Genomic DNA, 14,441 nt, shown 5'->3' on the forward strand with positions numbered 1-14,441 from the left:
AGGCCACGGCGTCCAGCACGAGCCGCCCGACCGGCCCCACCACACCGCGTCTGGCACGACCCGCCCACCCGCCAACGGGCACGCGCCACCACGAACGAACCGCCTCCTCACCCCACTGCGTACGTGGCACCAGACACGACCCGCCCCACCGACCCAGCCACCACAGACGACCCAGCCACCACAGACGAAGTCGGGTCGATGCGCTGGGACAGCACGTAATCCTCGGCAGCCTCCGCCACCCGCCCCAGCCGCTCCAGCACGAACCCCCGGAGATACGCCGCGCGAGCCGCACCCCACCCACCCAGCGCGATGCCGCGGCCGTAGGCGTCCAGCGCCTCCTCCAGCCGCCCGCTCGCTGCCAGTGCGTCCCCGTAGAGCGCCCACGTCCTGTCATCGCCGGGACTGAGCTCGGCCAGTTCGGCCGCGTACCCGACGGCGCGCTGGCCCAGGCCGACGGTGAGGTGGGTCTGGACGAGGAACGTGTGCAGGGCGTAGGCCTCGTCCGCCCAGGCGAGGCGGTCCAGGTCGGTGGCCGGGGTGGTGGCCGGGGTGGTGGCCGGGGTGGTGGCGGTCAGCGATTCGAGGGCGCGGCCCAGGAGTCGGTGGGTTTCGGTGATGTCGCGGCGCACGAACGGGACTGCGGCTATCGCGCGGTGCAGGCGTGCTCGGTTCAGCAGGCCCGTGAAGCCGTTCTGCGGCAGTTCGGACGAGGCCTTCACAGCCAGTGCTGCGGCGGCTTGCAGGGAGGTGGAGTCTGCGCCTCGGGCCGCGTTGCGGAAGACCACCAGCAGGGCCAGGTCTCGGCGGGTTTCGGCTGGGAGGCCGGATCTTGCTCCTCGCAATGCCATCGCCTCCACTGCGGAGGACGGGAGGTGGCAGCGCAGCACGGCCAGTTGTTCCAGGGCCAGGTCTGGGGAGAGCACGTGTTTGCGCGGGTCGATGACGCTGAGGCCCATCACGGCGGCTGCGCGGTGCGGGTATCCCAGGCGCAGCAACAGGTCGCTGGCCAGGCGGCGTTCGGCTGGGCGGAGCGAGCCCGAGGCTCGTTCGTGGACTCGCCACCACAGTTCGGAGGCCAGGTCTACCGGGAAGGTCGTCATGTCCGGGCCCGCGCCGTCCAGGCGGCCCCAGCTGGCGGACGTCAGCAGGCGTAGCTGGGCGGAGGGTGGTGGTTCGAAGCGCGGGACGGCCGCTGAGGTGCCTGTCACGAAGGCGCTGGCCATGGTGTGGGTGATGCGGGCGTGCAACGCGGAGGTCGGCGCTGGTGCGGCCAGTCCCGCGTAGACGTGGCAGGCCACCGGGACGCCCGCGATGCGGAGGGCGCGCAGGCGGGTGGCCAGCGCTCGGGGACTCGGGTCGGTGCGGTACCGCGGCATCGCGGACATGCGGGCCTCCCTCAGTTCAGCAGTTCCCAGCCGCGCCGGGTCAGGCGGTGGCGGACCGACCTGCCGTTGCGGTGGGTCGAGACGAAGCCCGCCGTGCGCAGGGCTGTCGCGTGTTGTGAGGCGGTGGGCAGGCTGATGCCCACGTGTTTGGCTAGTTCGGTGGTGGTGCGTTCGGACGTGAGGGCTCGCAGCACCAGGGTTCGGGTGCGGCCCAGGGCGAGTTCGAGGCTGGCGCCGCTCGGCTGGGGTGCGGTGACCGGGTAGAAGAGCAGCGGCTGGGGTTCGGCGAACATCGCCACCGCTGGGCGGGTCAGGCCGTTGAGCACCGGCACGATCAGCATTCCGGTGCCGCGCAACGAGATCTCGGTGTCCCAGCCCAGCTCCACGTGCAGGGCGGGTGAGGTCCACGAGATCGACGGGTGCAGGTGGCCGAGCAGGTCTCCCAGCCCGCGCGTCACCGCCTGCGACGACCTCAGTCGTACCTCGGCCTCGAACGACTGGCGGGTTTGCGACCAGTTCGGTCCGAGCAGGTCGCGGAAGCCCGAGCGGAACGCCGATCTGAGGTCCTGGCGTGAGGTCGGGGTGCCGGCCGCGAACGACCGCAGCCACGGTGAGGTGGTGCCGAGCATGCTCGCGATCTGGTCACGCACCCGCGTCGAGGGCACGTCGAGCACCTGGCACACGGCGTCGTCGAAGTCGGGGTGCGCGGAGTTGAAGAAGTCGGGGATGAAGCGCCCCGGTCTGATCAGTTCGGCGAGCGGGCGGATGTGCGGGAGCAGCAGGCGGTCCCAGTTGCCGCTGTGCACCGTGAACACGAGCTCGTACATCGGCAGCGGCGCTGAGGCGAACCGCGTGCGCGCGAGGTCTTCGAGTTCGAACAGAATGGTCAGTCCGCGCCCTTTGGGCACGGTTTCGGACATGACGATCGGCATGTGCTTCCCCCCGGAGTGCCACCACTTCCGAAGGTACGCAGAGTTCGTTGTCCAGTGTCAGCGTTGTTCCAGTTGACAACGTTCAGTGGACAAAGTCAGACGAGCGGCCCGGCCTGCTCGGTTAGCTTCAGCAGCAGGTCACGGGTGTGTGCGCGCTCTTCGGCCGACTCCTGGTCGCGCCACAGCAGGTCGGCCAGCGTCACTCCATCGAGTGCACGTGAAATGAGGTCGGCCCGTTGTGGGTGCAGGCCGTCGGAATCGGTCTGCTGCCTCCAGCGGGTCGCGGCGACGTCCATCCGCTGTTGCAGTTCCGGGACGCCGAGCAGTGCTGTCACGACGGACGGGTGGGACCACAGGTCCTGTGGTTCGAAGGTCGCCCTGATGTGCGCGCGGGTCCACCGGCCAGGGGTGTCCTCCGGTTCGAGCAGGCGTGTGACCGTCGCGTCGTAGTGGTCGAACCACTCCTCGATCAGTCCGACGATCAGCGCCTGCTTGCTGCGGAAGTGGTGCAGCAGGCCGCCCTTCGAGACCCCTGCCTCCTTGGCCACGGCGTCGAGGCTGACGTTCGGACCCTGCTCGATCAGGGCTCGCGCGGCTGCGGCGAGCACGTCACGGCGGGTGCGGGGCGCGTTGCGCTGCTCTCCGGGCATGGTGATCAACCTATCGTTTGCCTAGCCGACCGTCTGGACGGTACGTTACCTTACAGACCACATGGTCGGCTAAGGGGGTTCGTCATGCGTAGGTGGGCAGCACTGAGCGTGCTCTCGCTCGCGTTGTTGTTGATCGCGGTGGACGGCACGGTGCTCGCGCTCGCGATTCCGGCGCTGCAGCAGGACCTGGCGCCGTCGACGGCCGAGGTGTTGTGGATCGGCGACATCTACTCGTTCGTGCTGGGTGGCCTGCTCATCACGATGGGCACGCTCGGCGACCGGATCGGCCGGAAGAAACTGCTGCTCATGGGCGCGTTCGGCTTCGGTCTCGCCTCGCTGCTGGCCGCGTTCGCGCCGACCGCGGGCTGGTTGGTCGTGGCCCGTGCCCTGCTCGGCGTGGCGGGCGCGACGATCATGCCGTCGACGCTGTCGATCATCCGCAACCTGTTCACCGACCCCGCCGAACGCACGCGGGCGGTGGCGGTGTGGGCCGCGACGGCGACGGCCGGTGCCGCGCTGGGGCCGCTGATCGGCGGCGCGCTGCTGGAACACTTCTGGTGGGGCTCGGTTTTCATCATCAACCTGCCGGTGATGGCGGCCCTGCTCGTGTTCGGCGCGTGGTGGCTGCCGGAGTCCCGTGATCCACACCCCGGCCCGTTCGACCTGGTCTCGGCCCTGCTGTCGGCGGTCGGTGTCGTTCCGCTCGTCTACGCGGTCAAGGAGGTCGCGCTCGGCGGGCCGAGCTGGACGGCTCTCGCGGCCGGGCTGGTCGGCGTGGCGGGGCTGTGGTTGTTCGTGCGGCGGCAGCAGGCCTCGAGGCACCCGATGATCGACGTGGCGCTGTTCCGCGAACCGGCGTTCAGCGGCGCGGTGGGCGCCAGCATGATCGCGATCTTCGCGTTGACCGGCCTGGTGTTCTTCCTGTCGCAGTACTTCCAGAACGTGCTGGGCTACTCACCGCTGGAGGCGGGCCTGCGCGAACTGCCGCTGGGCCTCGCCGGGGTGCTCGTCGTCGCGGCGATCGGCCCGGTCGTCCGGGCGCTCGGCCGCGGCCGGGCGATCGCGGCGGGGCTGCTGTTCAGCGCGGGCGGCCTGGTGATCGTCGGGGTCTGGGCGCAGTACAGCGCCATCGCGGTGGCGCTGGTGATCATCGGCGCCGGTGTGGGCCTCGCGCTGACGCTCACCACGGACGCCGTGGTGTCCGCAGTGCCGGCCGACAAGGCCGGCGCGGCCTCGGCGGTCTCCGAGACGGCCTACGAACTCGGTGCGGCGCTGGGCATCGCGGTGCTCGGGACCGTGCTGTCGGCGTGGGCCGCGACGGGCACGTTCACCGAGGCGATGCAGGGCACGGCCATGGTGGCGGCGGCGCTGGTGGCGCTCGCGTCCTTTGTGGCCTACCGACTCATTCCGAACGGGGAGCGGACGCCTGCGCCAGCCGTTCGTGCAGACGTTCCCTGATCTGGTCCGGGGTGTAGGCGGCGCGGCGGCGCTGGTTGCGGGCGACGACCACGCCGCTCGCCGCGACACCCGCGAAAGCGGCCATACCGATCACCTTCCACAGCTTCATGTGCCTAGGCTACTGGGCCATGGCGACAACACTGGACAAAGCCGTGGAGATGACCCGCACCGGGGACGTGTGGGTGTTCCGCGGGCGCAGTGCGGCGGACCGGGCGATCCAGACGATGACGAACAGCCCCGTCAACCACGTCGGCATGGCGATCGTGGTGGACGACCTGCCGCCGCTGATGTGGCACGCCGAGCTCGGCAAGTCCCTCAAGGACATGTGGAGCGGCACCCACCAGCGCGGCGCCCAGCTGCACGACCTGCGCGACGCCGTCGTCACGTGGCACGACAAGTACGGGCAGCGGGCGTGGCTGCGGCAGCTCGACCACGAGGTGACGCGCGAGATGGAGGACGCGGCGCTGCGGACGGTCGCGCGGCTCGACGGCACGCCGTTCCCGTCCACCGCCAAGCTGGCCTCGCGGTGGGTGCGCGGGCGGGTTCCGTTGGGACCCAAGGGCGACGCGACGATCGAGAGCGCGTTCTGCGCGGAGATCGTGGCCGTCACGTACGAGGAGATGGGGCTGCTGCCGAAGCGCCGGCCCAACTGGTACGACCCGGGCCGCTTCTGGAGCGGTGACGACCTCGACCTGCTCGACGGCGCCCGGCTCGGCAAGGAGATCGAGATCGTCGTCCTGTGAAATCCCTGTCCGCAAGAGGACTGATAATCATCAGCCACTTGACCGGGACGGGACCGGCTCCACACGATGGGAGCGGTCTCACCTGGGAGCTGACAACGATGTCACGATTGCTCGTACTCGTGCTCGCCCTGCTGTTGCCCGCCGCGCCCGCTGTCGCCGCGCCGTCCGGCTGGACCGTCACCGGTCCCGGCCAGGTCACCGCGGAAGTGGCTCTGAACAGCGGAAACCTGACTCTGGCTGTGCGCAGGCAGGGCCGAACCGTGCTCCAGCCCGCTCCGGTCGGGCTCACCACGACAACCGCCGATCTCACCGAGGACCTGGTCTTCACCGGCCGCCGTGACCGCGTTGTCATGGAGCGGTACACGATGCCGACCGGCAAACGGGTGCAGCGCACCGCGAGGATGACCGAGAGCCGGCTGGGCTTCCGCACCGCGTCCGGCAGCTTCGACCTGGTCGTGCGCGCCTCGGCGGACGGCGTCGCCTACCGGTACGTGCTGCCGCAGCCGGCGACGGTCACCGGGGAGGCGTCGAGCTTCACGGTTCCGGGCGACTCGAAGGCGTGGCTGCTGCCCTACAACGCCTGGTACGAGGCCAATCGCGTGCGCACGACCGCGGGCGAGGCCACCGGTGACTTCGGCTACCCGTCGCTCTTCCAGAACGGCCAGGACTTCGCGTTGCTGACCGAGTCCGATGTGGACGGCCGGTACGCGGGCAGCAAGCTGCGCAAGAGCGGCGACGGTTTCCAGGTCGTGCTCGCCGACGCCCAGGTCGCCTCCACCGGCACGACCCCGTGGCGCACCGCGATCGTCGGCGACCTCGCCACGGTCAGCACCTCCACGCTCGTGGACGACCTGGCCGCTCCCGCGAAGTTCGCGGACCAGAGCTGGATCAAGCCGGGCAAGGTCGCCTGGTCGTGGCTGAGCGAGCACTCGAGCCCCAGCGACTTCGCGCGGCAGAAGCAGTACGTGGACTTCGCCGCCCGCAACGGGTGGGAGTACGCCCTGGTCGACGAGGGCTGGAGCGCCGCGTGGGTGCCCGAGCTCATCCGGTACGCCCGCGCGCAGGGCGTCGAGATCCTGCTGTGGCTGCGCTGGAGCGACCTCGACACCGAGCAGAAACGCGACACCGTGCTGCCCAGGATCAAGCAGTGGGGCGCGAAGGGCGTGAAGCTCGACTTCATGGAGTCCGACTCGCAGGACCGTTACCGCTGGTACGACGCGGTTCTGCAGAAGACGGCCGATCTGAAACTGATGGTCAACTTCCACGGCTCGACGATCCCGCACGGACTCGCGCGCACCTGGCCGCACGTGCTCACGATGGAGGCCGTGCGCGGCGCGGAGAACTACCCGCCCGCCGCCAACAACCCCGTGCAGTTCTTCACCCGCAACGTGGCCGGCTCGATGGACTACACGCCCGTGTCGCTCGAAGTCGGCACGAAGGAGGCCTCGATCGCGCACGAGGTCGCGCTGCCGGTCGTCTACGAGTCGGGCTGGACGCACTTCGCGGACAAACCCGAGGCCTACGAACGGCATCCGGAGGCGTTGCGCTACCTCGACCAGCTGCCGACGGTCTGGGACGAGACCCGGCTGCTCGAAGGTGATCCCGACTCGCACGCCGTGGTCGCGCGCCGCAACGGCGACCGGTGGTTCGTCGGCGGCATCGCCACCCAGGACCGCACCCTCCGGGCACCGCTGAGCTTCCTCGGCGGCGGGCAGTGGCTGGTCGAGACCGTCCGCGACCCCGCGATCCGGGCCGACGTCGTCCGCGACACGCAGGTCCTGCGCACCACCGACACCCTCTCCGTGCCCACCCGGCGCAACGGCGGGTTCGCGGCGGTCGTCTGCCGCTACCGGCCCGGCCTGCGGACGTGCGACCAGCCGATCCGCCAGGTTCCGAAGACCACCCTGACCGTCACGCCGGCCGGCACGACCGACACCCCGGCGGGTTCGACGATCGAGGTCACCGGCACGTTCACCAACGGCGACAGGGAGCTCCGCGACGTCAGGCTCGCGGCGATCGCACCCGAGGGCTGGTCCGTCACGGGTCCGGTGGTCCAGCGCCGCACGCTCGAGCCCGGCGAGTCGATCAACGGCCGCTGGCAGCTCACCGCCGGATCACGGACCGGCCCGGTGGACCTGCCGATCGTCGCCACCTTCGGGGACGTGCACGTCGAACAGGCGGTCAGGGCGTTCGTCCCTCCCCCTGCGCCGGCGAACGGAGCGCAGGTCAGCGACCTGCCGTTCCAGAGCGAGACCAACGGCTGGGGCCCGGTCGAACGCGACAGGTCCAACGGCGAGAACACCGCCGGTGACGGCAACGTGCTGTCGATCGGCGCCGTCACCTACGCCAAGGGCCTCGGCACGCACGCGCCGTCCGAGGTCTCGGTCTACCTCGGCAAGAGCTGCGAACGGCTCACCGCGAAGATCGGCCTCGACGACGAGACCAGCGAGCCGGGCTCGGTCGTCTTCCAGGTGTTCGGTGACGACGAACCCCTGTACGACAGCGGAATCATCCGGGGCAAGGGCGCGGCCGTGCCGATCGACGTCGACGTCAGCGGCGTCCGGATGCTCAGCCTCCGCGTCACCGACGGCGGCGACGGCCGCAACTTCGACCACGCCGACTGGGCGGAGGCAGCCCTGACATGCTGATCAACCGCAGAACCTTCCTGTACGCCACGGGTGTGCTGGCCGTCGCACCGAAGATCTCGGTCGCGCAGCTCAAGGACACCTACTACGAGGTGCTGCTCAGGCACACGAAGTGGGCGGAGACGCAGTACGACGCCACGGCGAAGCGTTACCGGCGCACGGACTTCGGGTTCGCGGTCGTGCTCGGCAACGCCGTGCTGCTCACCAGGGGCAGCTACGATGCGGCGCTGGCCGGTGTCGAGAAGGACGTGCTGCGCGAGCACACCCTCGCCACGATCAAGCACTTCGCGGCGAGCAACGTGCTGGCGGGCGGTACCGAGTGGGGCAAGACCCTGTTCTGGGACACCACGTTCCAGTCCTACTTCGTGCTGGCCGCCCGCCTGCTCTGGCCCGACCTCGACGCGCAGACCCGCACGAACGTGGAGACGATCGCCCGTGGCCAGGCCGACTACACGACATCGCTCGGCAGCGCGAACGACCCGCGTTCGGGCAGCTGGACGCCGAACGGCCTGACCGGCGGCTACCGGGGCGACACCAAGCTGGAGGAGATGGGCGTCTACGCCCAGGCCCTCGCGCCCGGACTGGCCTGGCACGGCGACGGGAGCGGCTGGCGCGAGGCGTTCACCCGCTGGAGCCGCAACGAGGCCGGGCTGCCCGCCGCCGACCTCGCCAATCCCTCCACAGTGGACGGAACGCCGATCTCGGCCAACACCGCGACGAACCTGCACGACACGTTCATCGTCGAGAACCACGGCTCGTTCGGCCCGCACTACCAGGAGGAGCTCTGGCGCACCTCGGGCCGCAACGCCGTGCACTTCCTGCTCGCCGGACGGCCGCTGCCCGAGGTGCTGACCAAGCAGCCCAACGGAGAACTGTTGTGGCGCACCATCCTCGCCACGATGAGCGACGCCGGTGAGCCGTTGATGCCGATGGTCAACGACCGGGAGCACCTCTACGGCCGGGACGTCATCCCTCTCGCCTTCCGTTCCACCGTCCTGAGCGACCCGATGGCCGCGCACGCCGAGGCCGCGCTCGCGTCCCGGCTGCTCGCCTACCAGGCCCACCCTCCGGTCCACCGGCTGGCGAAGTTCTCCGGTGAGGCCAAGTACGAGCCGGAGGCACGCGCGGAGCTCGCGATCAGCTACCTGCTGCACGAGCTCCGCCCACCCGCGAAGCCCGTGTCGGAGCAGGAGTTCTTCACCCGTGCCGCGATCACCATCGACCACGGCGCCGATCCCGGCCTGCTGACGCACCAGTCGGCGGCCGCGTGGGCGGGCACGGTGACGAAGCCGGGGTTCACCAAGCTCGCCTGGCAGCCCTCGCACGACGACTGGCTGTTCAAGATCAGCGGCGCGACCCCGATGCTGCTGCCGCCCCAAGCCGTCACCGGGCGCAGCACCGTCGCCTACCGGAAGATCCGCGACGGCTTCGACGCCACGGCGAGCCTGCTGCGGTTCGCGGACGGGTTCGCCGGTACCGCGACCCTGCCGACCGGCACGATCGTCTGCGCGCTCCCCCGCCCCGGCCGCGTCGACGTGCACAACCTCGCACTGGCCGGGATTCTCACCGGCTCCCGCACGTACACGGGGTCGGCGGGTCGCGTCACGGTCCAGGCGCGCGAGGGTTTCCGGGTCGACGAACTCACCTTTCCCGCGACGACCGCGCGACACGTCCGCATGGTCGGCGTCACGCCCTACCCGACCTACGGCTACTCGCTGTTCGACTTCGAGGTGGGTCCGGGTACGACGACGGCCTCGTCGTTCGACCCCGGCTACGAGCCGGCGAAGGCGACGGACGGCGATCCGGCCACGCGCTGGGCGGTCGCCCGTGCCGAACGCGGCCGCGCGGACAGCTGGATCGCCGTCGACCTGGGCACCGCCACGACCGTGCAGCGCGTGCGCCTGCGTTGGGAGACAGCGGCTGCCGTCGCCTACCGCATCGAGACGTCGGTGAACGGCACCGAGTGGACGACGGTGGCCTCGTACCCCCGCGCGGACCTGTCCACGCCGGGCTGGCTCGACGTGGACGGCCGCGCCGGGTTCGTCTCACGGTCCGGCCAGTTCACCGTGCAGGGCGACACGATCACCGTCCCCGCGGGCCTCGTCGAGGGCTACGTCCGGGCCGATCTGCGCAAGATCGCGGCGGAACCCGCACCGCAGTGCCCTCCCGGGGTGAGCGCGAGCAGCGCGGACGGGTTCCTGAGCCTCTTCAACCTGTCCGGCGCCGACGTCACCGGCACCGTCCGGCTGCGCGGCACCCGGCTGTACCGCGGCTCGCAGGTCACCACCCGTGACGGCACGGAGTACGCGCTCAGCCTGCCCGCCGCCACCGCGCGGGTCGAGGCGCCGTGGTTCACCGCCCGTGGCGTTCCCGCGGGCGTCACGGCCGTCGTGCACGACGGGCAGCGGGTCACCTTCCGCGGCGGCCCGGCGATGTTCGTGCTGGTCCACCGCGACGGCCGGAGCCTTCCGGTCGTGCTGGGCCGGGGTGAGCGCACGGTGAGCATGCCGATGGTCACGCCGTTCCCGATCAACGACCTCGCGCTGGGCCGCCTCACGTTCCCGAACGCCGTGCTGCCGCCGGGCATGACCGATCCGGGCGCCGCGGTCGACGGCTCCGAACGCACCGCGTGGACGCCGGGACGCGACGGCCGGATGGTCGTCGACCTCGGCGCGGTGCACACCGTCGGCGACGTGAGTCTGAAGTGGACACCCGGCCTGCCGCCGCCGCACACCGTCACCTACAGCCTGGACGGCAAGACCTACGGCGCTGCCCTGTCCGCCCGGTACGTGGCGGTGTCGACGCAGTGGCGACCCGGTCAGGCGAGGCTGCGGAGCGTCGCGGTGACTTCCGGGTGAGGCGGGTTTAACCGGGCGACGCCGGGCAATCCAGATGCATGTTCGACGGATTGCGTTCCACCACACGGGAAAGCGTCGTCCGCGCACTGTGGAGCGTGCCGAGGTTGCTGCGGCACCCGGTGTGGCGCGATGCCGATCCCGCTCAGGGCAACGGTCTGGGCGTCGTGCTCGTGCCCGGTTTCGGCGCGGGCGACGTGAGCCTGCTGCCGGCGGCCTCGTGGCTGCGCGCCCGTGGCTACGTGCCGACGAGTGCGAGGGTCGGGCTCACCGTGGGTTGCACGGCGGACCTGCTCACGAAACTGTTGCGCAGCACCGAGGAGCACACCGGGCGCACCGGCCGCCCGGTGGTGCTGTTCGGACAGAGCCGCGGTGGCTGGCTCGGACGCCTCGCCGCCGCCCGGCGCCCGGACCTGGTGCACGGCCTGGTGATGATGGGTAGTCCCGTGCTCGATCCGGCGGGCGCCCATCCCAGAGTCATGCGGATGGTCCGGTTCCTCACCCGGCTCGCCTCCGCGGGCGTGCCGGGTCTGCTCGACGACGACTGCCTGCGCGGACCGTGCTACGACGAGCACATGACCACACTCGCGGAGACGGTGCGAACGCCCGTGCTCTCGATCTTCTCGCGGTCGGACGGCATCGTGCCGTGGGAGTTGTGCCAGGACCCGTGCGCGGAGTGCGTCGAGGTGCACAGCACGCACACCGGGATGGGGTTCGACCCCGCCGTCTACGAGGTGATCGGCCCCCGGCTCGCGGACTGGGCTCAGGTGACCGGCACGATCCGGGCGTCGAGCAGCACGCCGTCCTGAACCTCCAGCAACCCCAGCGTGCCCTGCGGCTGACGTCGTTTGTCGGTGGGCGAGCCGGGGTTGAAGACGCGCACGCCGTCCTCCTCCTCGTCCCACGGGATGTGCGAGTGCCCGAACACGACGAGCCGTGCGGCGGGGAACCGGCGGCGCATCCTCGTCATGCGACCGGCCTTCTGACCGCTGTCGTGGATCATCGCGAACGGCAGGCCACCGATCTCGGCCTCCACGACCTCCGGCGCGCCCCAGGCCACCACGTCGGGCCCGTCGTTGTTGCCGCGGACCGCGATGACAGGCGCGTACTGCGCCAGCTCGTCGAGCACCGGCGCCACGCAGACGTCTCCCCCGTGCAGGATCAAGTCCGCTGACCGCAGGTGTCCGGCCACGACTGGTGGGCACCGCTTCCAGAACCGCGGCGCATGGGTGTCGGACAGGACCACGACTCTCACCGCGCGACCGTAGCAATCAGGGCAGGACGAGTAACCACCCCGCCCACCGGGTACCTGACCTGCATGGCGAGGGCGATCTGGAGCGGTTCGGTCAGTTTCGGGCTGGTGAGCATCCCGGTGGAGCTGTACAGCGCCACCGCGGACCACACCGTGCACTTCAACCAGTTCCAGCGCGGCACCTCCGACCGCATCCGCTACAAGCGGGTCAACGAGCGCACCGGCCGTGAGGTCCCCTACGACAAGATCGTGAAGGGTCACGAGACGGACGACGGCGAGTACGTCATCGTCGAGCCCGAGGAACTGGACGAGATCGCGCCGGGCCGCAGCCGCACGCTCGACATCGAGGCGTTCGTCGACATCGACGAGATCGACCCGGTCCACTTCCAGAAGACCTACTGGCTGGTCCCGGCCAAGCCCGAGTTCTCCCGCCCCTACCTGCTTCTCGCGCAGGCGATGAAGAAGACGAACCGGGCGGGCATCGCCCTGTTCGTCATGCGCGGCAAGCAGTACCTGACCGCGCTCAGCGAGGACAAAGGTGTTCTCGCCGTGCACACGCTGTTCTTCGCCGACGAGATCCGCAAGCCGAAGGACGTGCTGGACGTGCCGCCGGAGGGCCGGGCGCCGCGGGGCAAGGAGCTCGACATGGCGGTGTCGCTGGTCGAGTCCATGGCCGACGAGTGGCGGCCCAAGGACTACCGCGACACCTACACCGAGCGGGTCGGCAAGCTGATCAAAGCCAAGCAGAAGGGGCGCACGGTCAAGGTCGAGGACGAGCCCGCGGAGGCCACCGGGGTCGTGGACCTCATGGAGGCGTTGCAGCGCAGCGTCGAGGCGAGCAAGAAGAAGCGCGGCAAGAAGGTCAGCTGACCACCAGGGCCGTCGCGTTGTCGGTGCCGTGCGTGTACAGAGCCGCACGCACCAAACGCTCTGCCGAGACGTGACCGGACATGATCGCCCTGATCCCGTTGTGGCCCAACGGTCCGTAGATGCCGTCGGACACGAGGGCGAGACGTGGCGCGCGTGTCGCCGCACGGCCGATGTTCTGCGACGTCGCGTGGCGGACGGTGTTGGTGACGACGTGCTCGAGCCGTGGTGCGGGAGCGAGGCCGCGCTCGCGGAAGTACTGGGCGACCGTGTGGTCGGTGGTGAGCTGGACGAGATCCTGGCCGTGGGAGGCGTACGCGCGGGCGTCGCCGGCCCAGGCCACGTCGAAGCCTCCCTCGGGGCGGGCCGTGGCGACCACGATCACGGCGTCGCCGGAGTGGACCTGGAGGGCGTCGCGGGCGGCGAGGATCGCCGAGACCGGGTCGACCAGCAGCGCCGCGGCACGGGCGGCGGCCCACGCGGCTTCGGCGGCGGACGCGGAGTCGCCCACGCCGTCGGCGACCACGAAGGTGCGGCGGCCCACGGCGAAGGCGTCGGCGTTGTGCTTGCGCGGTCCACGTTCCGACGCGTGGGTCACGGTGAGCGCGGTGCCCAGCGGCACCGTGTGATCGATCAGCATGGCGGACCTCCCTGACCTCCACTAAGCCTCGTGCGCCTAGGAGTCTGCTGTCAGGACCCTGAGAAGTTCTCTAGAACTTCGCCGCCCGGCGAAACCGGTCCGCTGCCCGGAGCAACGCGGCGGACAGTTCCGGCGGGGAGACGACCTCGAACTCGACCGTGATGCTAGCGAGCATGAACACCACGTCGTCCATCGTCTCGCCGCCGACCCTCACATGGCACGAGGTTTCGTCCACAGCCAAAACCTCGCCGTAGCTGCGCCAGTCCTGAGCCTCGGACGCGGGCACGCTGAGTCGCACGACACCCTGCACCGGCCACCGATCGGCGACCCGCGCGGCCACGAACGCCCCCGCGTCACCGCCCGGAATCTCACGGGGTGTGAAGCGGGCACCCAACGGGGTCCGCACGCTCATCCGATCGAGCCGAAAAATCCGCCAGTCCTCCCGCGGCACGTCCCACGCGACCAGATACCAGCGCCGGCCCCACGTGACGAGCCGGTGCGGTTCGACCGAGCGCTCGGACTCCTCCCCCGAATGCCCGACGTAGGAGAACCGGAGCCGTTGCCGGTCGCGGCAGGCGGTGCCCACCAACATCAGCACCCCGGCGTCCACCACCGGCCCCGAACCCGTGTGCGGCACCGTCGAGACGTCCAGCGCCGCGACCCGGTGCCGCACTGCGGACGGCAGCACCTGCTCGACCTTGAGCAACGCGCGCACGGCCGTCTCTCCGATGTTCTCGATGCCACTCGCCGTGCGCAGCCCTACGGCAACGGCGACGGCCTCGTCGTCGTCCAGCAGCAACGGCGGCAGCTGTGCGCCCGAGCCGAGCCGGTAGCCGCCGCCGGATGTGCCCATCGACGCGTGCACCGGGTAGTCCAGCGACCGAAGCCTGTCGACGTCGCGCCGCACGGTGCGTGTGGTGACCTCCAGCCGTTCCGCGAGTTCGGTACCGGACCACTCACGGCGCGACTGCAGCAGACCGAGCAACTTGAGCAAACGAGCTGAAGACACTGTAG

13 protein-coding genes are annotated in these 14,441 nt (G+C 70.5%); 6 read left to right on the forward strand and 7 right to left on the reverse strand.

What is annotated here, in order from left to right; translation table 11 throughout:
* Positions 1–107: 107 nt before the first annotated feature.
* From PV646_RS25900 to PV646_RS25910, 3 genes are all read right to left on the reverse strand, one after another.
* Positions 108–1,385 carry a BTAD domain-containing putative transcriptional regulator gene (locus PV646_RS25900; protein ID WP_500344781.1) on the reverse strand — a complete coding sequence of 426 codons (1,278 nt, stop codon included), beginning with the start codon at positions 1,383–1,385 and terminating at the stop codon, positions 108–110.
* An 11-nt stretch (positions 1,386–1,396) separates the two neighbouring features.
* Positions 1,397–2,317, reverse strand: a complete 921-nt coding sequence (locus tag PV646_RS25905) for an ArsR/SmtB family transcription factor (RefSeq protein WP_500344782.1) — start codon at positions 2,315–2,317, stop codon at positions 1,397–1,399.
* 95 nt (positions 2,318–2,412) lie between these two features.
* Positions 2,413–2,967: a TetR/AcrR family transcriptional regulator gene (locus tag PV646_RS25910; protein WP_500344783.1), complete on the reverse strand. Its 555-nt coding sequence runs from the start codon at positions 2,965–2,967 to the stop codon at positions 2,413–2,415.
* Positions 2,968–3,051: 84 nt separating this feature from the next.
* On the opposite strand from PV646_RS25910, the gene PV646_RS25915 reads away from it, so the two are divergent.
* Positions 3,052–4,425, forward strand: coding sequence for an MFS transporter (locus PV646_RS25915; protein ID WP_500344784.1), 1,374 nt, complete (start codon positions 3,052–3,054; stop codon positions 4,423–4,425).
* Here PV646_RS25915 and PV646_RS25920 read toward each other — a convergent pair.
* Entirely contained in the window at positions 4,370–4,534 is a 165-nt protein-coding gene (locus PV646_RS25920) for a hypothetical protein (protein ID WP_452252395.1), read from the reverse strand. The two genes, PV646_RS25915 and PV646_RS25920, sit on opposite strands and share 56 nt — an antisense overlap.
* 19 nt (positions 4,535–4,553) lie before the next feature.
* On the opposite strand from PV646_RS25920, the gene PV646_RS25925 reads away from it, so the two are divergent.
* The 4 genes from PV646_RS25925 (at position 4,554) to PV646_RS25940 (ending at position 11,477) form a co-directional block, all read left to right on the forward strand.
* A complete protein-coding gene (locus PV646_RS25925) occupies positions 4,554–5,168 on the forward strand; it encodes a hypothetical protein (RefSeq protein WP_500344785.1) in 615 nt (204 codons plus the stop codon).
* Between the two features lie 98 nt (positions 5,169–5,266).
* Entirely contained in the window at positions 5,267–7,816 is a 2,550-nt protein-coding gene (locus tag PV646_RS25930; protein WP_500344786.1) for an NPCBM/NEW2 domain-containing protein, read from the forward strand.
* Positions 7,810–10,671, forward strand: a complete 2,862-nt coding sequence (locus tag PV646_RS25935) for a discoidin domain-containing protein (RefSeq protein ID WP_500344787.1) — start codon at positions 7,810–7,812, stop codon at positions 10,669–10,671. The genes PV646_RS25930 and PV646_RS25935 overlap by 7 nt, the downstream gene beginning before the upstream one ends.
* Positions 10,672–10,721: 50 nt before the next feature.
* Positions 10,722–11,477 carry a hypothetical protein gene (locus PV646_RS25940; protein WP_500344788.1) on the forward strand — a complete coding sequence of 252 codons (756 nt, stop codon included), beginning with the start codon at positions 10,722–10,724 and terminating at the stop codon, positions 11,475–11,477.
* Here PV646_RS25940 and PV646_RS25945 read toward each other — a convergent pair.
* Positions 11,432–11,923 carry a metallophosphoesterase family protein gene (locus tag PV646_RS25945; RefSeq protein ID WP_500344789.1) on the reverse strand — a complete coding sequence of 164 codons (492 nt, stop codon included), beginning with the start codon at positions 11,921–11,923 and terminating at the stop codon, positions 11,432–11,434. The two genes, PV646_RS25940 and PV646_RS25945, sit on opposite strands and share 46 nt — an antisense overlap.
* A gap of 63 nt (positions 11,924–11,986) precedes the next feature.
* Between PV646_RS25945 and ku the strand changes: the two genes are divergently transcribed.
* On the forward strand, positions 11,987–12,790 hold the full coding sequence (gene ku, locus PV646_RS25950; protein ID WP_500344790.1) for a non-homologous end joining protein Ku: 804 nt from the start codon (positions 11,987–11,989) through the stop codon (positions 12,788–12,790).
* On the opposite strand, the gene PV646_RS25955 is transcribed toward ku, so the two are convergent.
* Both PV646_RS25955 and PV646_RS25960 read right to left on the reverse strand, forming a co-directional pair.
* A complete protein-coding gene (locus PV646_RS25955; protein WP_500344791.1) occupies positions 12,783–13,427 on the reverse strand; it encodes a PP2C family protein-serine/threonine phosphatase in 645 nt (214 codons plus the stop codon). The genes ku and PV646_RS25955 overlap by 8 nt on opposite strands.
* Before the next feature lie 70 nt (positions 13,428–13,497).
* Positions 13,498–14,436 carry a helix-turn-helix transcriptional regulator gene (locus PV646_RS25960; protein ID WP_500344792.1) on the reverse strand — a complete coding sequence of 313 codons (939 nt, stop codon included), beginning with the start codon at positions 14,434–14,436 and terminating at the stop codon, positions 13,498–13,500.
* Positions 14,437–14,441: the final 5 nt, after the last annotated feature.

The sequence above is a fragment of the Streptomyces sp. ID05-26A genome (assembly GCF_033794685.1).
Taxonomy (GTDB): Bacteria; Actinomycetota; Actinomycetes; order Mycobacteriales; family Pseudonocardiaceae; genus Lentzea.